We start from the raw sequence: 20,612 nt of genomic DNA, 5'->3' as shown, positions 1-20,612 counted from the left end.
ATCAGCGTCGCGAGGTGGGTGCGCGGTGGCGCTGATCAGATGTCGAGGAAGCGGACGTCCTTGGCGTTGCGCTGGATGAAGCTCCGGCGCTGCTCGACGTCCTCGCCCATGAGGATCGAGAAGATCTCGTCGGCGTGCGCGGCGTCGTCGAGGGTGACCTGGAGCATCAGCCGCTGCTCGGGGTCCATCGTGGTCTCCCACAGCTCCTTGGCGTTCATCTCACCGAGGCCCTTGTAGCGCTGGACCGGGTTCTCCTTGGGGAGCTTGCGGCCGTTCTCGAGGCCGTGGGCCATCATCGAGTCGCGCTCGGCGTCGGAGTAGACGAACTCGTGGTCGGCCGGCGGGCCGGTCCAGCGGATCCGGTAGAGCGGCGGCTGGGCCATGTAGACGTAGCCGCCCTCGATCAGCGGGCGCATGAAGCGGAAGAGCAGCGTCAGCAGCAGGGTGTTGATGTGGTGGCCGTCGACGTCGGCGTCGGCCATCAGCACGACCTTGTGGTAGCGCAGCTTGTCGACGTTGTACTCCTCCTGGATCCCCGTGCCGAGGGCGGAGATGATCGACTGGACCTCGGCGTTGCCGAGGACCTTGTCGATGCGCGCCTTCTCGACGTTGAGGATCTTGCCGCGGATCGGGAGGATCGCCTGGATGCGCGGGTCGCGACCCTGGCGGGCCGAGCCGCCGGCCGAGTCGCCCTCGACGATGAAGACCTCGCACTCCTCGGGCCGGTTGGACTGGCAGTCGGAGAGCTTGCCGGGCAGGCCGCCGCCGCCGAGCAGCCCCTTGCGGGACCGCGCGAGCTCACGGGCCTTCTTGGCCGCCTGGCGCGCCTGAGCCGCGGCCTGGGCCTTGCGGACGATGTCCTTGCCCTCGGCGGGGTTCTGCTCGAGCCACATCTTGAGCTGGTCGTTGACGATGCGCTGGGTGAAGCCCTTGGCCTCGGTGTTGCCGAGCTTGGTCTTGGTCTGGCCCTCGAACTGCGGCTCGCCGAGCTTGATCGAGATGATCGCCGTCAGACCCTCGCGGATGTCGTCGCCCGACACCCGGTCCTCCTGCTTCTTCATCAGGCCCCAGTCGAAGCCGGCGTTGTTGATCAGCGAGGTCAGCGCCGCCCGGAAGCCCTCCTCGTGGGTGCCGCCCTCGTGGGTGTTGATCGTGTTGGCGAAGGTGTGGACCGACTCGGAGTAGGTCGTGTTCCACTGCATCGCGATCTCGAGGCTCATGTGGTTCTCGGTCGACTCCGGGGTCTCGGCCTCGAAGCTGATGACGCTCGGGTTGGCCGGGGTCTTGGAACGGTTGAGGTGCTCCACGTAGTCGACCAGGCCACGGTCGTACTTGAAGACCTGCTCGGTGCCGCCACCGGCACCCGCACCGAGGGCGTCGTGGCCGGCGGAGTCGAGGTCGTTGTCGACGGTGTCGTCGGCGACGGCCTCGGCGACCGCGTCGGCGCCGACGCGCTCGTCGCGCACGACGATCTCGAGGCCCTTGTTGAGGAACGCGTACTCACGGATGCGGGTGGTGATGGTCTCGAGGTTGAACACCGTCGTCTCGAAGATCGTGGTCGACGGGTAGAAGGTGATCGTCGTGCCCGTGCGCTCGCCGTCGGCCATGGTGCCGACCTCGTCGAGCGGGCCGGTCGGGTCGCCGATCGCGAACTCCTGGCGCCACAGGTGCCCGCGGTTGCGCACCTCGGCCACCACCCGCGACGACAACGCGTTGACGACGGAGATGCCGACGCCGTGCAGGCCGCCGGAGACCTTGTAGCCACCGCCGCCGAACTTGCCGCCGGCGTGGAGCACGGTCAGGGCGAGCGTGAGGGCGGGGAGCTCCTGGCCCGGAGCGGTGTCGGTGGGGATGCCGCGGCCGTTGTCCTCGACCCGGACGCCACCGTCGGCGAGCAGGGTGAGCACGATCCGGTCGCAGTGGCCGGCGAGCGACTCGTCGACCGCGTTGTCCACGACCTCCCAGATCAGGTGGTGCAGGCCGCGCTCGCCGGTGGAGCCGATGTACATGCCGGGGCGCTTGCGCACGGCCTCGAGGCCCTCGAGGACCTGGATCGAGGAGGCGCCGTACTCGGTGTCGACGGTCGAGCTGCGCAGGGTCGAGGCGACCTCCTCAGGGGTCACCTCGGCGGTCACCTCGGGGGTCTCGCTGGCGGCCGGTTCGGGGGTGTCGCCGGGAGTCTCGGGAGTGCTCTCGGGGACGGTCTGGTCGGACACGCGGGACCTCTTCGCAGGCGGGAGCCGGACATGGCGAAGGTCGCGGCTCTTTGGTCGCGACCCTCGAACGCCATGATAGCCGTTTATGAGCCGCTATTCACGCAACGGCCTCCGGCCTGTGGACGGCGACTTCGACAGATCGCCTCTCAGCGGCCCGTAGGTGCGTCGTGAGCGGCCTGGGAGGGGGGCGACCTAGGTCCTGTACGTCGTCGGGGCCGCCAGGTCGCCTCGTGGGCGGTCCTCGCGGACGAGGGGTGTGGACGGGCCCTGGGCCGGTCATGATGGGCGCGGCCGGGGCCCGGGTGGGCCCCTCGATCCGCAGGAGGACCCATGGGCAACGCCCTCACCCGCTACCGCCAGCGACGGGCGCGACGCCGCCAGGAGGGTCGTCGCAAGCGGGACTGGGCCGACTGCGCGGACTGCGGCGACTGCGGTGACTGCAGTCCGTTCATGCTCTCGCCGCTGCTCCTGCTCGTGCGCGTGCTTCCGGGCGCCTTCCGCGCCGACGCGGTCGACCCGTGGGTCGCGCGCCCCGGCGGGGTCCTCGGGCGGGTGGTCGCGCGGCTGATCCGGAGCTACCAGGTCAACGTGTCGGTGCCCCGGTCCCGGCCGGTGTGCACGATGACGCCCACCTGCTCGCGCTACGGGCTCCAGGCGGTGTCGCGGCACGGCTGCTGGCGCGGCGGGCTGCTCGTCGTACGCCGGCTGCGGCGGTGTGGCACCGACGCTCCCCGGCTCGACCCGGTCCCGCCCGCGCGCTAGCCGTAGGTGTCGCGGGGTCCGCGGCCGTCGCGGGTCGAGCGCCGGCCCTTCTTCCAGGTGGGCAGGTGCGGGCCGAGGACCTCGAGGATGGTCACGGTGCCGTGGCCGAGGTCCTCGTTGAGCCGACGCAGCACGCTCGGGGTCAGCAGCTTGAGCTGCGTGGCCCACGCGGTGGAGTCGGTGCGGACGACGAGCTTGCCGTCGGCGAACGACTCCGGCGTGCAGTGGGCCGCGACCTCGTCGCCCACGAGCTCGGGCCAGCGCGCGAAGACGCCGCGGATCCGCAGCTGCAGCTCCCACCCGCCACGGTCGACGAGCCGCCCGACCTCGCCGCCGAGCAGCTGGGGGTCGCGGTCGTCGGGATGCGCGCCCGAGACACGGCCCCGGCGTACCTCCCCGGGCGGCAGGGCGCGGCGGGTCCGGCGGCGCCGGGAGGCAGGGGTGCTGCCGGCTGCCGCGCGGGTGACCTGACGGGCGAGGTCGAGGCCGTCGTCGTCGTGCGTCTCGCCGGCCGGCTCGACGGGCAGCCCGTCGGAGGGGTCGGGGATGCTCGGGCCCGGGGTCTCCTCACTCGACACGGGTCACCTCTCCTCCGGCCACGCTGAACCTGACGCCGGCGAGCGCGTCGGGCACGTCCTCGGCGACGGCCGCGGTCACGAGCACCTGCTCGGCCCCGGCGACCAGCTCGGCGAGCTGGGACCGGCGCTCGGCGTCGAGCTCGGCGAACACGTCGTCGAGGATCAGGATCGGGTCGTCGCCGTCAGCGCGCAACAGGTCGTAGGAGGCCAGGCGCAGCGCGAGGGCGAACGACCAGCTCTCGCCGTGGGAGGCGTAGCCCTTCACCGGGAGCCGGGTCGTGGAGGCGCCGTCGTCGGGCACCGAGTGCCCCAGCGAGAGCAGCAGGTCGTCGCGGTGCGGCCCGACCAGGCAGACCCCGCGGTCTAGCTCGTCGTTGCGGCGTCGCTCGAGCTCGGCCAGGAGGGCAGCGGTGAGCTCGCCCCGGTCGGGCCGGGTGGGGTCGACGGTCGCGGAGTGCGGGAGCTCGAACGACGCCTTGTAGGCGATGGCCGCGTCGTCGCGGCCGGCCCCGCGGGCGACGGTCGCGTAGGCGGCGCCGACGTAGGGACGCAGGTGCTCGACGAGCGCCAGTCTTTCGGCGAGCAGCTCGGCGCCGGTCTGGGCGAGGTGGCTGTCCCAGACGTCGAGGGTCGAGAGGGCGGCGTCCTGGTTGGCGGACCCGCGGCGGGCGTGGCCGGCGGTCTTGAGCAGGGTCGCCCGCTGCTTGAGGACCCGCTCGAGGTCGGCGATCGTGCCGGCCAGGCGCGGGGTCCGCAGCACCAGCAGGTCGTCGAGGAAGCGCCGCCGGTCGCCGGGGTCGCCCTTGACCAGGGTCAGGTCCTCGGGCGAGAACACCACGGTCCGGACCAGGCCGACGAGGTCCCGCACCCGCGGCAATGTCGACTTGTTGATTCGTCCCTTGTTCGACTTGCCGACATTGATCTCGACCTCGAGGACCGCTGTGCGCCCGTCCTTGACGACCGCCGCCCGTACTACCGCCTGCTCGCTGCCGGCCCGCACCAGCGGGGTGTCGCCGGCGACCCGGTGCGACGACAGCCGGGACAGGTAGTCGACGGCCTCGACCAGGTTGGTCTTGCCCTGGCCGTTGCGGCCCACGAACGCGGTGACACCGGGACCCAGCGGGACGTCGACGAGGCCGTAGGAGCGGAAGTTGTGCAGGGCCAGGTGGGAGACGTGCACCCGACCATCCTCCTGCTGCCCTCGCTGCTGCCGTCCGCTGCGCCGTCGAGACGGGTTGTCAATGCCTCGCGTGTGCGGTTCCGCCCGAGCCTACGGGGCCCTACTGTTCCGCCCATGACCGAAGACCCGTTGTCCAAGCAGCCCCCGCAGAACCCCTACGGCTCCCCCCAGCCGCCGCAGCCCCCGCAGCAGCCCTACGGCCAGCAGCCCGGCTACGGCCAGCCGGCCCCGGCCTACGGCCAGCAGCCCGGCTACGGCGCTCCCGGTGGCGGCTCCTACTTCATCTCCAACATGGGTCAGGAGCAGGGCCCGCTGCAGGTTGGTCAGCTCGCCCAGATGGCCACCGCCGGCAACCTCAAGCCCGACACGATGGTCCGCTCCGACGGCTCCGACCAGTGGTACCCGGCCAAGCAGGTCCCCGGTCTGTTCTCCACCAAGGAGTGGATGACCACCCTGCTGCTCTCGATCCTGCTCGGCGGCCTGGGCGTCGACCGGTTCTACCTCGGCTACACCGGACTCGGCATCGCCAAGCTGATCACGCTCGGCGGCTGCGGCATCTGGTCGATCATCGACATCGTCCTGGTCGCGATGCGCAAGCTGCCCGACTCCGATGGTCGCCCGCTCGCCTGACGACACCCTCCGCCCCCCGGTCGCCGGCTCCGAGCTGGTCGCGGCCGGGGGGCTCGTCGCGTTCGGGACCGCCTTCCTGGTCCCGGCCGGGTCGGTCGACGACGGGCCGGTGCTGTGCCCGTTCCGCCGGATCACCGGGCTCCCGTGCCCGGCGTGCGGCCTGACGCGCTCGTGGGTCGACCTCGCTCACGGCGACGTCGCCGGCTCCTGGGCGATGAACCCGTTCGGCATCGTGCTCGTCGGCGGGCTGCTGGTGCTGGTCGGCCTCGTGCTGAGGGCCCGGCGCCGCGCGACGCCCGCACCCGTGGTGGAGCGGCTCGTACGCCGGCCGGTGGTCGCGCTCGTCGGCGCGGCCTGGCTGGTGTTCGGCGTGCTCCGGATGGCTGGCTAGCCGCTACTCCGGGTTGGCGTCGCCCCCGGCGGGCGGCGCGGTCCTGACCGCGTGACCGCCGAACTGGTTTCGCATGGCGGCCACCGCCTTCATGGCGGGGCTGTCGTCCTGGCGCGAGGTGAACCGGGCGAACAGCGACGCCGCGATCACGTGCATCGGCACGGCGTTGTCGATCGCGGCCTCGACGGTCCAGCGGCCCTCGCCGGAGTCCTCGGCGTAGCCGCGGAGCTTGTCGAGGTGCTCGTCCTCGTCGACGGCGGCGACGAGCAGGTCGAGCAGCCACGAGCGGATCACGGTGCCGGTGCGCCAGGAGTCGAAGACGGCCGGGACGTTCTCGACGACGTCGACGGTCTCGAGCAGCTCCCAGCCCTCGGCGTATGCCTGCATCATCGCGTACTCGATGCCGTTGTGGACCATCTTGGCGAAGTGGCCGGCGCCCGGCTTCGACCCGGCGTGGACGGACCCGCCGTCCTCGGGCTTGAGCGCGTCGAGGGCCGGCTGGACCTTGGCGACGTCGGCGTCGGAGCCGCCGTACATCAGCGCGTAGCCGTTCTCGAGGCCCCACACACCACCGGAGACGCCGCAGTCGACGAAGCCGATGCCGCTCTTGCCGAGCATCTCGGCGTTGGCCTGGTCGTCGGTGTACTTGGAGTTGCCCCCGTCGACGACGAGGTCTCCCTCGCGCAGCAGGTCGCCCAGCTCGGCGATGGTGGCCCGGGTGGGCTCGCCCGCGGGCACCATCACCCACACGACGCGGGGACCGTCGGCCGGCAGCGCCTCCACGAGGGCCGCGAGGCTGTCGACGTCGGCGAGGTCGGGGTTGCGGTCGTAGCCGACGACGGTGAGACCGGCGTCGCGCATGCGCGTACGCATGTTGCCGCCCATCTTGCCGAGTCCGACGAGTCCGATGTGCATGGCTGCCTCCAGGCGGTGAGGTGGTCGGTGGGCGGCGGTGCGGGGTACGGGTGCAGCCGGGACGGCTAGGACAGCAGGCGACGCGGCATGAGGAGGTAGCGGAACCCGGAGTCGACGTCGTCGCCCTCGGAGATGCCGCTGAGCACGACCGGCTTGGACGCCTGCGTGAACGCGAGCTCGACCACGGGCTGGTCGATGGCGGTGAGACCGTCGAGCAGGAACTGCGGGTTGAAGCCGGTGGTGATGTCGTCGCCCTCGATCGTCGCCTGGATCGACTCCGACGCCTGGGCCTCGTCGCCGGACCCGGCGTCGAGCGTGAGGACGCCGTCGCTGAACTGCAGCTGCACGGCGGTGTTGCGCTCGGCGACGAGGGCGACACGCTTGACCGACTCGATCAGCGCGACCTTGTCGACCCGGGCGGTGGTGAGCTTGTCGGCCGGGAACAGGCTCCGGACCTTGGGGAACTCGCCGTCGAGCAGCCGGGTGGTCGTGCGGCGCACGCCGCCCGGCCCGACGCCCTCGAAGCCGATGAGGCCCTCACCGGTGCCACCGGTGGAGAGCGCGATGGTGACCTCGCTGCCGGAGGTGAGCGACTTGGCGGTGTCTCCGAGCACCTTGGCCGGCACGAGCGCGGCGACCGAGACGTCGGCTGTGCCGGGCTCCCAGCCCAGCTCGCGCTGCGAGAGCCGGAAGCGGTCGGTGGCCAGGAGCGAGATCGTGGAGCCGTCGATCTCGAGGCGTACGCCGGTCAGCACCGGCAGCATGTCGTCGCGGCCGGCGGCCGTGACGGCCTGGGCGACGGCGTGGGCGAAGACGTCGCTCTGGACGGTGCCGGTGGCCTGGGGCATCTGCGGGATGGTCGGGTAGTCCTCGACCGGCATCGTCTGCAGGCTGAATCGCGCCGAACCACAGGTCAGCGAGACCCGCGAGCCGTCGATCACCATCTCGACCGGTTTGGCCGGGAGGCTGCGGCAGATGTCGGCCAGGAGCCGGCCGCTGACCAGGGCGCGGCCCTCGTCGTGGACCTCGGCGGTCAGGGTCGCGCGGGCGGAGGTCTCGTAGTCGAACGTCGAGAGCACCAGTCCGTCGTCACTGGCCTCGATGAGGAGACCGGCGAGCACCGGGGCGCTCGGCCGGACCGGCAGGCTGCGGGCAGCCCAGGCGACGGCATCAGCGAGGACGTCGCGGTCGACACGGAACTTCACGAGGGTGTCCTTCGAGGTGGCTGGGTGGACGGGCAGGTGCGGGGTCTGGCGGGTTCGCATCCTGCCACGGGAGGGGGGTCGTCCACAGGGGGAGGCCCGGATGGAGTTCGGCCGAGGATGTGATGTCTGGAGGTTCGTCGTAGTCGTAGCAGCTGTGGGATCTGTGGATGAACGGCATTCGTGCAGGTCGCTGCGCTCGATCGTCGTGCACAGGCCCTGTGGATGACGGTGTCGTCGCCGTGCGCCGCCTGTGGAACGGGGCGGACCGGTGGTGGACGGGTCCCGCGTCCTCCCCAGATCCTCCCCGTGTAGTTCGTACCGCCGAGCGGTCCGGTTCCACAGGGCGCCGCCGGTCGCGTGACGGCCGCGGGTCAGGACTGGCGGGCCTGCATCTTGACCCGGTTGGTGAGCTCGCTGACCTGGTTGAAGACGGCGCGTCGTTCGCCGAGCAGTTGGTTGATCTTGCGCTCGGCGTACATGACCGTCGTGTGGTCGCGGTTGCCGAACTGGGCCCCGATCTTGGGCAGCGAGAGGTCGGTGAGCTCGCGGCAGAGGTACATGGCGATCTGGCGGGCGATCACCAGGTGCCGGCCGCGGCTGGGTCCGGTGAGCTCCTCGATCGAGAGCCCGAAGTAGGCCGCGGTCTGGGCGATGATCAGCGACGCGGTGATCTCGGGCTCGCCACCCTCGGGGATCAGGTCCTTGAGCACGATCTCGGCCAGGGTCATGTCGACCTCCTGGCGGTTGAGGTTGGCGAAGGCGGTGACCCGGATCAGCGCACCCTCGAGCTCGCGGATGTTGGTCTGGATCTTGGAGGCGATGAACTCGAGCACGTCGGGCGGGGCCGTGAGGCGGTCCATCGCGGCCTTCTTGCGCAGGATCGCGATGCGGGTCTCGAGGTCGGGCGGCTGGACGTCGGTGATGAGGCCCCACTCGAACCGGTTGCGGAGCCGGTCCTCGAGCGCCTCGAGCCGCTTGGGCGCGCGGTCGGAGGTCAGCACGATCTGCTTGTTGGCGTTGTGGAGGGTGTTGAAGGTGTGGAAGAACTCCTCCTGGGTCTGCGTCTTGCCCTCGAGGAACTGGATGTCGTCGATGAGCAGGACGTCGACCTCGCGGTAGCGACGCTTGAACCGGTCCTGGCGGTCGTCCCGGATCGCGTTGATGAACTCGTTGGTGAACTCCTCGCTCGACACGTAGCGGACCTTGGCCCCGGTGTAGAGGCTGCGGACGTAGTGGCCGATGGCGTGGAGCAGGTGCGTCTTGCCGAGACCGGAGTCCCCGTAGACGAGGAGCGGGTTGTAGGCCTTGCCCGGCGCCTCGGCCACCGCCACCGCGGCGGCGTGCGGGAAGCGGTTGGACGAGCCGATGACGAAGGTCTCGAAGGTGTACTTCGGGTTGAGGCGCGTCTCGAGCGCCGACTTGGTCTGCTCGTGGGCCGCCTCGCTCCGGTCGCGGGGGCCGCTGGGCAGGTCGGTGAAGTGCTCGACGTGAGCCGGTTTGTCGACAGAGAGACTCGGCGACTCGTCGACAATGCTCGAGATGTCGTCGGGGATGACGTCGCCGAGCTCAGGGTTGACGGTGACAGCGATCCGGATGTCGTGCCCGAAACGTTCGGTCAGCGCTTCCTCGAGCTGGTTGCGCAGGCGCCCCTCGAGCTGGGAGCGGGTGAAGTCGTCGGGCACCGCGACGATGGCGGTCGTCTCGTGGAGGTGGACGGGCTGGCTCTGCCGCAACCAGGCCTGCTGGTGCGGCTGGAGCTCGGCGACGACCGCCGGCCAGGCCTCGTCGAGGTCGAGCGGCGGAGGGTCCTGGGGGTCGGACCGGTCGGCGTCGGATCGTCCGTTGTCATCCACAGTGGGGTGCTCCGCTTCATCTGTCGTAGTTCCCGGGCGAACTGTTCCACAGCTTTGTCCACAGGGTGTGAACCCGGCGACCGGGCTGTGGAGGAAGGCGACGGGGGAGCCGCCCCAGACCCCGACGAACGACGTTTGCGCAGGTCAGAGCGGTCGTGACGAGCCTGTGACCGGGGTCACGGCACGCCGAGTCGTCGCCGGGCGGGGAACGTGGTGAAGCCCGATGGCGCGAAACGTAACCCGCCCGCGCGGAGCCGAGCAACCCGTCATCCACAGGCAGGACACGGTGTGCCCGACGGGTGGACGCGGCGGTTTGACCCTGTCTCCGGGCAGCGCGTACCGTTAGTTGGTCACAAGGCGTCGACCGGTGCTGCTGGCACGCCATCCTGGGCCTGGCCCGGGATGCGAGCAGCCGGCAGGCACGCGTCGCCGAGACCACGACTGTACGACACCTGCGCTGCTGAGTGCGGGACCGACCAACGAAGGAATACCGTGAGCAAGCGCACCTACCAGCCGAACAACCGTCGCCGTCACAAGGTGCACGGGTTCCGCCTCCGCATGCGCACCCGCGCCGGCCGCGCGATCCTCGCCGACCGCCGCCGCAAGGGCCGCAAGAGCCTGGCCGTCTGAGCCACCCGGCTCAGGCACCCAGGCTCTGCGCCCGTCGCGGGCCGTCCGGTCCCGGTCGTGCTGCCTGCAGCACACCGCGTCACCGACGCCGCCTCCTTCCGTGAGGCGACGCGGCGGGGTCGGCGCGCCTCGAGTCGGACGATGGTGCTGCACCTGGTCGCCGCCGACTCGGCGGCCGACGAGACGGGCCGCGCCGCGCCGGCACGGATCGGCTTCGTCGTCAGCAAGGCGGTCGGCGGCTCCGTCGTCCGCAACCGGGTCCAGCGACGCCTGCGCCACCTCGTCTCGGCGCGACTGTCCTCGATCCCCGTCGGGTCGGTGCTCGTGATCCGCGCGCTCCCGGCCTCGGCCGCGAGCTCCTGGGCCCGCCTGGGGCGCGACCTCGACTCCTGCCTGACGACCGTGGCCGGCCAGCGCGGAGCACCGGCGTGAAGTACCTCCTGATCGGCCTGCTCAAGCTCTACCGGTTGTTGATCAGCCCGCTCTACGGTGAGGTCTGCCGCTACTACCCGTCGTGCTCGGCCTATGCGCTGGAGGCCGTGCAGGTGCACGGCAGCATCAAGGGTTCGTGGCTCGCCGTGCGCCGCCTGGCACGCTGTCACCCGTGGGCGCCGGGCGGCGTCGACAAGGTCCCACCTCCCAAGGTCCGTCGCCCTGCTGCGATCGCCCAGCCCGTCTCCAAGCAAGGAGCTTGAGTCTCGTGGGTTTCTTCTCCGACATCGGCAGCTTCATCATGCAGCCGCTCTTCTACGCCATCTCGGGCATCATGCTCGGCTGGCACGAGGTGCTGAGCCTGTTCCTCGATCCCGAGGGCGGCCTGTCCTGGGCCCTCTCGATCATCGGCCTGACCCTGGTCATCCGGATCCTGCTGATCCCGCTGTTCGTCAAGCAGATCAAGTCGCAGCGCAACATGCAGCTGATCCAGCCCAAGGTCAAGGAGCTGCAGAAGAAGTACGGCCACGACCGGCAGAAGCTGGGCGAGGAGACGATGAAGCTCTACAAGGACGCGGGCACCAACCCGTTCGCGTCCTGTCTGCCGCTGCTGCTGCAGATGCCGATCTTCTTCGCGCTGTTCCGCATCCTCGACCAGGCGGCCAAGAACCAGTCGGGCCGCGGGTTCCTGACCGACGCGCGCGCGACCGACTTCGCCGAGTCCAAGATCTTCGGCAAGATCCCGATCTCGGAGTCGTTCTGGGAGGCTCGTACCTGGGGCCCCAACCCCGACGTGACCGTGATGGTCGTGGCCGTGATCCTGGTGATCGCCATGACGGCGACCACCTTCACGACTCAGCGCCAGCTGATGAGCAAGAACATGCCGGCCGACGCGCTGACCGGCCCCTACGCCCAGCAGCAGAAGATCCTGCTCTACGTGCTGCCGCTCGTCTTCGGCATCAGCGGCGTGGCCTTCCCGGTCGGTGTCCTCTTCTACTGGACCACCTCCAACCTGTGGACCATGGGCCAGCAGTTCTACGTCATCCGCAACAACCCGGCGCCCGGCACGCTGGCCTACAAGGCCAAGGTCGAGCGCGACCGCGCCAAGGGCAAGCTCGACAAGGGCGACGAGCCCGGCTCGGTCGCCGTCGAGACCGAGCCCGAGGCCGACCGGCGCCCCGCCACCCGCCAGCAGCCCAAGCGCCAGACCAAGGCGCAGCGACAGGCCGGTCAGCGCCCGGCCAGCCAGCGACCGTCCGGTTCCGGGGGCACTGGGTCCGTGGGCTCCGCGGGTGGGAGCTCTGGCGCGCCGGCCCCGTCGACGCCCAAGAACGGGCAGTCCGGTGGCCAACCCAAGAACCCCAACCTGACCAAGAAGAAGCAAGGAGGCGGCCGATGAGTGCTGACGCAGACGTCAACCAGACGGACGTGGTGGATCCCGAGCTCGACCGGAGCGACGAGAGCACCGAGCAGACGGACGGGAGCTCGGAGCAGAGCGACCCGGGTCCCGAGGGTGGCGAGGTGAGCGAGGGTCGTCCCACGGGGCGCCTGGCCCAGCTCGAGCAGGAGGGCGACATCGCAGCCGACTACCTCGAGGAGCTGCTCGACATCGCCGATCTCGACGGCGACCTGGACATGGACGTCGAGGGTGACCGTGCCGCCGTCTCGATCGTCGGGGCCGACCTTCAGCAGCTGGTCGGCCGCAACGGTGAGGTGCTCGAGGCGCTGCAGGAGCTGACGAGGCTGGCGGTCTACCGCGAGACGGGCGACCGGTCACGGCTGATGCTCGACATCTCCGGATTCCGAGCCGAGCGTCGCACCAAGCTGGTCGAGCTCGCCAACGAGACGATCGCCAGGGCCCGCGAGACGGGTGAGCCGCAGTCGCTGGATCCGATGACGCCGTTCGAGCGCAAGGTGGTCCACGATGCGGTCGCCGCCGCCGACCTGACCTCCGAGTCCGAGGGTGTGGAGCCGCGGCGCTACGTCGTCGTGCTGCCCGACTGAGTCGAGCCCTCCCATGGCGGACGTTTCACGTGAAACACCACCACCAGCACCCCCCGCTCCCGACGAGGCGCGGGGGGTGTTCCCTGTCGATCGGCTGCCGCTGGCGCAGGCGTACGCAGACCTGCTCGCCACCCAGGGCGTCATCCGTGGGCTGATCGGTCCACGGGAAGCACCGCGGTTGTGGTCGCGCCACCTGCTCAACTCGGCGGTGCTCGAGGAACAGGTCCCCCAGGGCGCATCCGTCGCGGACGTAGGATCCGGTGCAGGGCTCCCGGGTGTGGCCCTGGCCATCGCGCGACCGGACGTCACGGTCACCCTGATCGAGCCGCTGCTCCGCCGTGCCACGTTCCTCGAGGAGACCGTGCGTGAGCTCGGGCTCTGCGGGGTGTCGGTGGTCCGTGCCCGCGGTGAGGACCTGCACCGCGCGGAGGAGCTGAGGCCCGGCTTCGACGTGGTGACCTCCCGTGCGGTTGCGTCCTTCGCCCAGCTCCTGACCTGGTGCATGCCCCTGGTCGCGCCGACCGGCGCCATGGTGGCTCTCAAGGGCGGGTCTGTCGGCGCGGAGGTGCAGGACGCCGCCCGGGAGCTGCGGGAGTGGCAGTGCGCTCCCCCTCAGGTGGTCGAGCTCGGCTTGGGCCGTCTGGTCGAGACCACGCACGCGGTCCGGGTGGCGTGGTCCGACCCGTCCTCGGTAACGTGGCCGTCACAGCGCCGGACCACAGCCCGCCCCCCGCGCCGTCGGGGCCAGCGATGAGGCCACGAAGTTATCCACCGGCCCTCCACGCCTGAGAAAGCGGAGTTATCCACAGATCGGGATGAGTTGTCCCCAGCCCGAACGACCATGTCAGTCATCACTGGCATGCTGCTTGTTTCACGTGAAACGGAGTGACCTGTGACCACCCCCTCGGGATCCAACCCGGCCGGACCGCGCACTGCGGGCGATCTCGCTTCCCTCGACGACGCCTACGACGCCGAGGCCACTCCCCTGGCTCGGGCGGCGCAGCACAGCCTGCTGGCCCGGCAGACACAGGCCGCTCCGGGCCGCGCCGGAGCCGTGCCGCGCCCGCGCTCGACGCGCGTCATGGTGGTGGCCAACCAGAAGGGCGGCGTCGGCAAGACGACCACGACCGTCAACGTCGCCGCCGCTCTGGCCCAGCTCGGTCAGCGGGTGCTCGTCATCGACCTCGACCCCCAGGGCAACGCCTCCACCGCGCTCAGCATCGAGCACCGGCGCGGCGTCCCCTCCACCTACGACGGACTCGTCGACGGCCGGCCGCTCGAGGAGATCGCCGTGGCGAGCCCCGACCTCCCCGGGCTGTTCGTCGTACCCGCCACGATCGACCTCGCCGGCGCCGAGATCGAGCTCGTCAGCGTGGTTGCCCGCGAGGGCCGACTGCGCAAGGCGATCCACGGCCACCCCTGGGTCGTCACCGACGCCGTGAGGGCCGCCGAGGTCGAGGAACGCTTCGACTACGTCCTCATCGACTGCCCGCCCTCCCTGGGGCTGCTCACCCTGAACGCCCTGGTCGCGGGCGACGAGATGATGATCCCGATCCAGGCCGAGTACTACGCCCTCGAGGGCCTGGGCCAGCTCCTGGAGACCGTGGACATGGTGCGTGCCCACCTCAACCCCGACCTCGCGGTGACCACCATCCTGCTCACCATGTACGACGCCCGCACCCGGCTGGCGGCCGGCGTGGCGGAGGAGGTCCGCGGCCACTTCGGCGACCAGGTGCTGCGCACCAACATCCCGCGCTCCGTCCGGGTGTCCGAGGCTCCGTCCTACGGCCAGACCGTGATGACCTACGACCCCGGTTCGCCGGGTGCGCTCTCCTACTTCGAGGCCGCCCGCGAGATCGCCACGAAGGGGGCCCGCTGATGAGCACGCCGACCCCGAGACGTGGCCTGGGCCGTGGCCTGGGCTCGCTGATCCCGACGGCGCCGCCATCCGTCGCGACCGGCCCGGAGCCCACCGGCGTCGAGCCCCAGACTCCGATCGACCCGGGCAGCGTCATCGCCAACGGCACCGAGCTGGCCCCCGTCGAGGGCGCCTACTTCGCCGAGCTGCCGATCGACCACATCCGGCCCAACGCGGTGCAGCCCCGTCAGGTCTTCGACGAGGAGGCGATGGCGGAGCTGGTGCACTCCGTCAAGGAGGTCGGACTGCTCCAACCCGTCGTCGTGCGGCTGGTCGGTCCGGACAGCTATGAGCTGATCATGGGGGAGCGGCGGTGGCGTGCCTCGCAGCAGGCCGGCATGACCGCCATCCCGGCGATCGTCCGTCAGACCGACGACGTGGACATGCTCCGCGACGCTCTCCTGGAGAACCTCCACCGCAGCCAGCTCAACCCGCTCGAGGAGGCGGCGGCCTACTCCCAGCTCCTCGAGGACTTCTCCTGCACCCACGAGGAGCTCGCCGCGCGCATCGGCCGGTCCCGGCCCCAGATCAGCAACACCATCCGGCTGATGAAGCTCAGCCCAGCCGTCCAGCGCCGGGTCGCGGCCGGGGTGCTGTCGGCCGGTCACGCACGGAGCCTGCTATCCGTCGACGACGGCGACCTGCAGGACCGGTTGGCCCAACGCGTGGTCGCCGAGGGCATCAGCGTCCGCGGCCTCGAGGAGATCGTCGCCGTGGCCGACGGTGAGCTGGCCGGCCGGACGACGCGTCAGGTCCGGCGCAAGCCGACGGCTCCCGGACTGGCCGACCTGGCCGAGCGACTGTCGGACCGGTTGGAGACTCGCGTGCGGGTCGAGCTGGGTCAGCGCAAGGGCAAGGTCACCGTGGAGTTCGCGTCGCTCGACGACCTACGACGCATTGTCGACATCATGGACCCGCGCAACCGGGACGACCGTCCGGTCTGAGCTCAGCACGGCATATATGTCGATAAATCACTAAACCGACATGTCTACGAGTCGCTTTGCCGTGCCGCACGCTGGGCGGCTCGCTTCGCCGCTCGGGCCCGCTTCTCCTCGACGTCGAGCTGCTCCGCCTCCTCGGGTGTCGGTGCGCTGCCGCCGTAGGACGCGGGCAGCCACCACGAGCCGGGTGGCTGCTCGTCCGTGGGATAGGTGCGGATGGTCTCGTCGAGCAGCGAGGTCATGACGCGGTGCAGCGCGGCCGTCTCGGCGGCCGGGTCCTCCCCGGTGGGGTACATCGGGGGGGCGACCCGGACGGCGATCGTCTTGCCCCGGGAGAAGTCACGGTCCTGGCCCTTGGTCATCATCCGCTGCGTCCCCCACAGGATGACCGGGACCAGCGGCACTCCGGCCTCGGCCGCGATCCGCACCGCTCCGTTCTTGAACTCCTTGAGCTCGAACGAGCGCGAGATGGTGGCCTCGGGGAAGATCCCGACGGCCTCGCCCGCCTTCAGGTAGTCGAGCGCCGTCCGCATGGACTGGGTGCCGGCGCCGCGGTCGACCTCGATGTGGTGCAGCGACCGCATCAGCGGGCCGGTCAGCTTGTGGTCGAACAGCTCGCGCTTCGCCATGAACCGGACCTTGCGCCCCGACGGGTTGGCGGCCAGCCCGCCGTAGATGAAGTCGACGTAGCCGATGTGGTTGACGGCCAGCAGCACCCCGCCGTCGCGCGGGACGTGCTCGGTGCCGCTCATCTGGAAGGTCTGGCCCAGCAGCCGGAAAGCCGCCTTGGCCGTCAGGATGATCGGCGGGTAGGTGATGTCACGCATGAGGGCGAGCCTCCCACGGATCCCGCCGTCGTCAGCGCCGGGTCGCGAGGAAGTCGGCGATCCGGCCGATCGCCTCCTCGAGCATGGCGACGTCGGGCAGCGTGACCAGCCGGAAGTGGTCGGGTGAGGGCCAGTTGAAGCCCGTCCCGTGGGTGACCAGGATCTTCTTGGCCCGCAGGAGGTCGATGACGAACGCCTCGTCGTCGTCGATGGCGTAGACCTCGGGGTCGAGCCGCGGGAAGCAGTAGAGCGCCCCGCTCGGCTTGACCGACGACACGCCGGGGATCTCGTTGAGGAGCCGGTGGGCGAGCATGCTCTGCTCGTAGAACCGCCCGCCGGGCACGATCAGCTCCTGGATGGACTGGTAGCCGCCCAGGGCGGTCTGGATCGCGTGCTGGGCCGGCACGTTGGAGCACATCCGCATGTTGGCGATCAGTGTCAGGCCCTCGAGGAAGTCGGTCGCGACCTCCTGGGGCCCGGAGATCATCACCCAGCCGGCCCGGTAGCCGCAGACCCGGTAGGCCTTGGACAGGCCGCTGAAGGTCAGGACCAGGACGTCGGCGCCGCCCGAGGCCGCTGCGTGGTGGTGGACGGCGTCGTCGAAGATGATCTTCTCGTAGATCTCGTCGGCGAAGACCACGAGGTCGTGGCGCCGGGCGATGTCGACCAGGCCGTCGACGACCTCCTTGCTGTAGACCGCCCCCGTGGGGTTGTTGGGGTTGATGATGACGATGCCGTGGGTGTTCTCGGTGATCTTGGCCTCGATGTCGGCCAGGTCGGGGTTCCAGCCGTTGGCCTCGTCGCACAGGTAGTGGACGGGGGTGCCTCCCGAGAGGGTGACCGCACCCGTCCACAGCGGGTAGTCGGGGGCGGGCACCAGGATCTCGTTGCCGTCGTCGAGGAACGCCTGGAGCACCATCGAGATCAGCTCGGAGACCCCGTTGCCGATGAAGACGTCGTCGACGTTGGTGTCGCGCAGGCCGCGCTGCTGGTAGTACTGCGCGACCGCGGTCCGGGCGGAGAAGATCCCGCGCGAGTCGCTGTAGCCCTGCGAGTCGGCCAGGTGGTGGGTGACGTCGGCCAGGATCGCCTCGGGGGCCTCGAAGCCGAACGGCGCCGGGTTGCCGATGTTGAGCTTGAGGATGCGGTGACCCTCGGCCTCGAGCCGCTGGGCCTCGACCAGGATCGGCCCCCGTACGTCGTAGCGAACGTCGTGCAGCTTCTTGCTCTGGCGGATCTGGCGCATCGGACAATCCTGACAGGTCGACCGGGTCGCCTACCCTTGGGTTTCATGACCCGCCGGATCGTGCGGCTCACCCCCGACCGGCTCACGGCCCTGGGGGAGAGCGGGGTGCCGTGCCGCTCGTGCGTGCGCTGGGAGCTCGACCCCGTACGCCGAGGTCGGCTCGGCTCCACCGAGGAGGCCGCGGCCGAAAAGGACGCCTGGCTCTCGTGGGTGCTGCGCGAGTGGGGGTCGTGCGGTCGCGTGGCGACCGTCGACGACGTCGCTGTCGGCTACGTCGTCTACGCGCCCCCCGCCTTCGTCCCCGGCTCCGACGCCTACCCGACGGCGCCGGTGTCGTCGGACGCGGTGCTGCTGACGGCGGCGTACGTCGCCCCGGAGCACGCCGGCGGCGGCATCGGCCGGATGCTCGTCCAGGCCATGGCGCGTGACCTCGTCGAGCGCGGCGGCATCCGGGCCGTCGAGGCCTTCGGCGACACCCGCTCGCGCGGTCGGTGCGTCGTGTCGGTCGACTTCCTGGCGCACGTGGGCTTCCGCACGCACCGTGCCCACCCCACGACCCCGCGGATGCGGATGGACCTGCGCTCCGCGCTCAGCTGGAAGGACGAGGTCGAGGCGGCCATCGAGCGGCTGGTCGGCGCGGTGCGCCCCACGCCGGCCCCTCGGCCGTCGCTGCGCGACGGCACGGTCCCCCGAGAAGCAGCTGACCCGTCGTAGATCTACGACGGGTCAGCGGTGGAGCTGGGTCACGCGGTGAACTCTTCGAGCTCCTTGAGCAGCGCGGCCTTGGGGCGGGCGCCGACGATGCTGCGGACGACCTCGCCACCCTGGTAGACGTTGATCGTCGGGATGCCGGTCACGCGGTAGGACGACGGCGTGACGGGGTTCTCGTCGACGTTCATCTTGAGGAACTTGATCTTCTCGCCGTGCTGGGTGGCGATCTCGTCGAGGATCGGGGCGACCTGGCGGCACGGGCCGCACCACTCCGCCCAGAAGTCGACGAGCACCGGACGCTCGGACTGCAGGACCTGGGTCTCGAACTCGGCGTCGGTGACGGCTGCGATGTTGGCCACGGATGTTCCCATCTCTCGAAGTTGTGTGGGGTGAACGCCCCGGGTGCGGCCGGTGTTCCCGGCCGGTGGTTCAGAGGTCGAGCACGGTCTCGGCGTCGGCGCGGGACTTGGCCTCGGCACCGGTGCTGGCCACGTGGTCGAGCTCGGACAGGTAGCGCTCGGCGTCGAGGGCCGCGGCACAGCCGGTCCCGGCGGCGGTGATCGCCTGGCGGTAGATGTGGTCGACGAGGTCACCGGCGGCGAAGACGCCGGGCAGGTTGGTCGCGGTGCCGGGGTGGCCCGCGAGCACATAGCCGTTGTCGTCGAGGTCGACCTGGCCCTTGAACAGCTCGGACCGGGGGTCGTGACCGATGGCGATGAAGAGGCCGGTGGCGTCGAGGTCGCGCTTGTCGCCGGTGACGGTGTCGACCAGCGTGACGGACTCGAGGCTCTCGGCGCCGTTGATGGAGTCGACGGCCGAGTTCCACACGATCTCGAGCTTGGGGTCGGCGAAGGCGCGCTCCTGCATGATCTTGGAGGCGCGGAGCTCGTCACGGCGCACGATGAGCGAGACCTTGGACCCGAACCGGGTGAGGAAGGTGGCCTCCTCGATCGCGGAGTCACCGCCGCCGACGACGGCGATGTGCTGCTCGCGGAAGAAGAAGCCGTCGCAGGTCGCGCACCAGGAGACGCCGCGTCCGGAGAGCGCGTCCTCGTTGGGGAGCTCAAGCTTGCGGTAGCCGGAGCCCGTCGCCAGGATCACCGCTCGCGCCGTGTAGGTGTCGGTGGCGGTGCGGACGACCTTGACGTCGCCCTCGAGCTCGACGGCCACGACGTCGTCGGGCACGAGCTCGGCACCGAAGCGCTCGGCCTGTGCGCGCATCTCGTCCATGAGGGCCGGGCCCATGATGCCGTCGCGGAAACCCGGGAAGTTCTCGACCTCGGTGGTGTTCATCAGCGCGCCGCCGGCGGTCACCGAGCCCTCGAAGACGAGTGGCTCGAGGCTGGCCCGGGCGGCGTAGACGGCCGCCGTGTAGCCGGTCGGCCCGGAGCCGATGATGATGACGTTGCGGGGCTCAGGCTGGGACATGCGGTGCGGTCTCCTCGAGGTGGCGGGCGGGGACATGAGGTCCTGTCGCTGCAACGAATCGTAGGGGAGGACCATTCCGCGGGCCCGCCCTCGACGAGGTGGCCCGCACGCGGGTCCGACGTCAGGAGGAGGGGATGACGACGGAGCGCAGCACCGCGCCACTGCCGCACTGCAGCAGCTCGACCGACTGGGTGTCTCCGGTCGGCGGCCGGTAGGCCAGCACCGCCGGCCCGCCGAGATAGCTGACCGCGACCAGCTGGCCGGCGCCCCAGTCGTTGGTGGGGCACACGAACATCGACTCCGAGGTCAGCTGGTCACCGTTGAGCGGCACGCCCTCGGACGAGGCCACCGACTCCGACCCGCGCAGCCGCGTCACCGAGTCCTTGAAGCCCTTGCGGCCGACCTGGGGCACGGCGGCGGGCAGGGACTCGTCGTCGGTGGTGCCCTCGTCGGGGCCGTCCCCGGGTGCGAGAGAGGGTGCGTTGGGTCGTCCCTCCGCCGCGCCCTCGGGTTGATCGGCCTGGCTGGAGCTGGCGCCGGCGGAGTCGGAGTCGTCGCTGGCGCTCTCGCCGAGGTCGACCACCTGGGACACCCCGATCCCGAGCACGACGACCGCGGCGGCCGCCCCGAGCAGGCCGGTGACCCGGCGCCGGCGACGGGCGGCCAGGTCGACCACGACCGCCTGGTGGGGAGGCGGCGGGGGCGGGTCGACGGCCCGGGGGCCCTCGGCGGCGAGCTGGGCGAG

The 20,612-nt window shown here is 70.7% G+C and carries 23 protein-coding genes; 12 read left to right on the top strand and 11 right to left on the bottom strand.

Going from position 1 to position 20,612, the window contains the following annotated elements; translation table 11 throughout:
- Nucleotides 1-35: 35 nt before the first annotated feature.
- The gene (gyrB, locus tag Q7T52_RS19150; RefSeq protein WP_304805150.1) at nucleotides 36-2,216 is read right to left on the bottom strand and encodes a DNA topoisomerase (ATP-hydrolyzing) subunit B; all 2,181 of its coding nucleotides are present in this window, start codon (nucleotides 2,214-2,216) and stop codon (nucleotides 36-38) included.
- Nucleotides 2,217-2,546: 330 nt separating this feature from the next.
- Between gyrB and yidD (Q7T52_RS19145) the strand changes: the two genes are divergently transcribed.
- On the top strand, nucleotides 2,547-2,978 hold the full coding sequence (gene yidD, locus Q7T52_RS19145; RefSeq protein WP_304805149.1) for a membrane protein insertion efficiency factor YidD: 432 nt from the start codon (nucleotides 2,547-2,549) through the stop codon (nucleotides 2,976-2,978).
- Here yidD (Q7T52_RS19145) and Q7T52_RS19140 read toward each other — a convergent pair.
- Together Q7T52_RS19140 and recF are read right to left on the bottom strand one after the other, a co-directional pair.
- Nucleotides 2,975-3,556, bottom strand: a complete 582-nt coding sequence (locus Q7T52_RS19140) for a DUF721 domain-containing protein (RefSeq protein ID WP_304805148.1) — start codon at nucleotides 3,554-3,556, stop codon at nucleotides 2,975-2,977. The two genes, yidD (Q7T52_RS19145) and Q7T52_RS19140, sit on opposite strands and share 4 nt — an antisense overlap.
- A complete protein-coding gene (recF, locus tag Q7T52_RS19135; RefSeq protein ID WP_304805147.1) occupies nucleotides 3,546-4,736 on the bottom strand; it encodes a DNA replication/repair protein RecF in 1,191 nt (396 codons plus the stop codon). Before recF ends, Q7T52_RS19140 begins: the two co-directional genes overlap by 11 nt.
- A 114-nt stretch (nucleotides 4,737-4,850) precedes the next feature.
- Between recF and Q7T52_RS19130 the strand changes: the two genes are divergently transcribed.
- Both Q7T52_RS19130 and Q7T52_RS19125 read left to right on the top strand, forming a co-directional pair.
- On the top strand, nucleotides 4,851-5,366 hold the full coding sequence (locus tag Q7T52_RS19130; protein WP_304805146.1) for an NINE protein: 516 nt from the start codon (nucleotides 4,851-4,853) through the stop codon (nucleotides 5,364-5,366).
- Nucleotides 5,347-5,757 (top strand): DUF2752 domain-containing protein, encoded by a 411-nt coding sequence (locus Q7T52_RS19125; RefSeq protein ID WP_304805145.1) that lies wholly within the window; start codon nucleotides 5,347-5,349, stop codon nucleotides 5,755-5,757. Before Q7T52_RS19130 ends, Q7T52_RS19125 begins: the two co-directional genes overlap by 20 nt.
- Before the next feature lie 3 nt (nucleotides 5,758-5,760).
- On the opposite strand, the gene gnd is transcribed toward Q7T52_RS19125, so the two are convergent.
- The 3 genes from gnd to dnaA form a co-directional block, all read right to left on the bottom strand.
- Complete coding sequence (gene gnd / locus Q7T52_RS19120) at nucleotides 5,761-6,672, bottom strand: phosphogluconate dehydrogenase (NAD(+)-dependent, decarboxylating) (RefSeq protein ID WP_304805144.1); 912 nt, start codon at nucleotides 6,670-6,672, stop codon at nucleotides 5,761-5,763.
- A gap of 65 nt (nucleotides 6,673-6,737) precedes the next feature.
- Nucleotides 6,738-7,877, bottom strand: coding sequence for a DNA polymerase III subunit beta (gene dnaN / locus Q7T52_RS19115; RefSeq protein WP_304805143.1), 1,140 nt, complete (start codon nucleotides 7,875-7,877; stop codon nucleotides 6,738-6,740).
- Nucleotides 7,878-8,248: 371 nt separating this feature from the next.
- Nucleotides 8,249-9,730 (bottom strand): chromosomal replication initiator protein DnaA, encoded by a 1,482-nt coding sequence (gene dnaA / locus Q7T52_RS19110; RefSeq protein WP_304805142.1) that lies wholly within the window; start codon nucleotides 9,728-9,730, stop codon nucleotides 8,249-8,251.
- 492 nt (nucleotides 9,731-10,222) lie between these two features.
- On the opposite strand from dnaA, the gene rpmH reads away from it, so the two are divergent.
- The 8 genes from rpmH to Q7T52_RS19070 all read left to right on the top strand — a co-directional run bounded on the left by rpmH (nucleotide 10,223) and on the right by Q7T52_RS19070 (nucleotide 15,658).
- Nucleotides 10,223-10,360: a 50S ribosomal protein L34 gene (gene rpmH, locus Q7T52_RS19105; protein WP_304805141.1), complete on the top strand. Its 138-nt coding sequence runs from the start codon at nucleotides 10,223-10,225 to the stop codon at nucleotides 10,358-10,360.
- A gap of 57 nt (nucleotides 10,361-10,417) precedes the next feature.
- The gene (gene rnpA, locus Q7T52_RS19100; protein WP_304805140.1) at nucleotides 10,418-10,792 is read left to right on the top strand and encodes a ribonuclease P protein component; all 375 of its coding nucleotides are present in this window, start codon (nucleotides 10,418-10,420) and stop codon (nucleotides 10,790-10,792) included.
- A complete protein-coding gene (yidD, locus tag Q7T52_RS19095) occupies nucleotides 10,789-11,055 on the top strand; it encodes a membrane protein insertion efficiency factor YidD (RefSeq protein ID WP_304805139.1) in 267 nt (88 codons plus the stop codon). The genes rnpA and yidD (Q7T52_RS19095) overlap by 4 nt, the downstream gene beginning before the upstream one ends.
- 5 nt (nucleotides 11,056-11,060) lie before the next feature.
- A complete protein-coding gene (gene yidC / locus Q7T52_RS19090) occupies nucleotides 11,061-12,191 on the top strand; it encodes a membrane protein insertase YidC (protein WP_304805138.1) in 1,131 nt (376 codons plus the stop codon).
- Nucleotides 12,188-12,796 (top strand): protein jag, encoded by a 609-nt coding sequence (locus tag Q7T52_RS19085; RefSeq protein WP_370692345.1) that lies wholly within the window; start codon nucleotides 12,188-12,190, stop codon nucleotides 12,794-12,796. The genes yidC and Q7T52_RS19085 overlap by 4 nt, the downstream gene beginning before the upstream one ends.
- A gap of 76 nt (nucleotides 12,797-12,872) precedes the next feature.
- Entirely contained in the window at nucleotides 12,873-13,550 is a 678-nt protein-coding gene (gene rsmG / locus Q7T52_RS19080; protein ID WP_304805137.1) for a 16S rRNA (guanine(527)-N(7))-methyltransferase RsmG, read from the top strand.
- Between the two features lie 138 nt (nucleotides 13,551-13,688).
- On the top strand, nucleotides 13,689-14,675 hold the full coding sequence (locus Q7T52_RS19075; RefSeq protein ID WP_304805136.1) for a ParA family protein: 987 nt from the start codon (nucleotides 13,689-13,691) through the stop codon (nucleotides 14,673-14,675).
- Nucleotides 14,675-15,658: a ParB/RepB/Spo0J family partition protein gene (locus Q7T52_RS19070; RefSeq protein ID WP_304805135.1), complete on the top strand. Its 984-nt coding sequence runs from the start codon at nucleotides 14,675-14,677 to the stop codon at nucleotides 15,656-15,658. Before Q7T52_RS19075 ends, Q7T52_RS19070 begins: the two co-directional genes overlap by 1 nt.
- Before the next feature lie 44 nt (nucleotides 15,659-15,702).
- On the opposite strand, the gene Q7T52_RS19065 is transcribed toward Q7T52_RS19070, so the two are convergent.
- The gene (locus Q7T52_RS19065) at nucleotides 15,703-16,482 is read right to left on the bottom strand and encodes a 1-acyl-sn-glycerol-3-phosphate acyltransferase (RefSeq protein WP_304805134.1); all 780 of its coding nucleotides are present in this window, start codon (nucleotides 16,480-16,482) and stop codon (nucleotides 15,703-15,705) included.
- 31 nt (nucleotides 16,483-16,513) lie between these two features.
- Complete coding sequence (locus tag Q7T52_RS19060; RefSeq protein WP_304805133.1) at nucleotides 16,514-17,728, bottom strand: pyridoxal phosphate-dependent aminotransferase; 1,215 nt, start codon at nucleotides 17,726-17,728, stop codon at nucleotides 16,514-16,516.
- Between the two features lie 45 nt (nucleotides 17,729-17,773).
- Here Q7T52_RS19060 and Q7T52_RS19055 point away from each other — a divergent pair, with 45 nt between their 5' ends.
- Nucleotides 17,774-18,442 (top strand): GNAT family N-acetyltransferase, encoded by a 669-nt coding sequence (locus Q7T52_RS19055; protein ID WP_304805132.1) that lies wholly within the window; start codon nucleotides 17,774-17,776, stop codon nucleotides 18,440-18,442.
- Between the two features lie 29 nt (nucleotides 18,443-18,471).
- Here the strand turns inward: Q7T52_RS19055 and trxA are convergent, their stop codons facing one another.
- The 3 genes from trxA to Q7T52_RS19040 form a co-directional block, all read right to left on the bottom strand.
- Entirely contained in the window at nucleotides 18,472-18,810 is a 339-nt protein-coding gene (gene trxA, locus Q7T52_RS19050) for a thioredoxin (RefSeq protein WP_304805131.1), read from the bottom strand.
- Between the two features lie 58 nt (nucleotides 18,811-18,868).
- Complete coding sequence (gene trxB, locus Q7T52_RS19045) at nucleotides 18,869-19,867, bottom strand: thioredoxin-disulfide reductase (protein ID WP_304805130.1); 999 nt, start codon at nucleotides 19,865-19,867, stop codon at nucleotides 18,869-18,871.
- A 121-nt stretch (nucleotides 19,868-19,988) separates the two neighbouring features.
- Nucleotides 19,989-20,612 (bottom strand): hypothetical protein (locus tag Q7T52_RS19040; protein ID WP_304805129.1); only part of this gene is annotated, 624 nt, incomplete at its 5' end.

This window comes from Nocardioides sp. (genome assembly GCF_030655615.1).
Classification (GTDB): Bacteria; Actinomycetota; Actinomycetes; order Propionibacteriales; family Nocardioidaceae; genus Nocardioides.
This window is presented reverse-complemented; position numbering and strand designations above follow the sequence as displayed.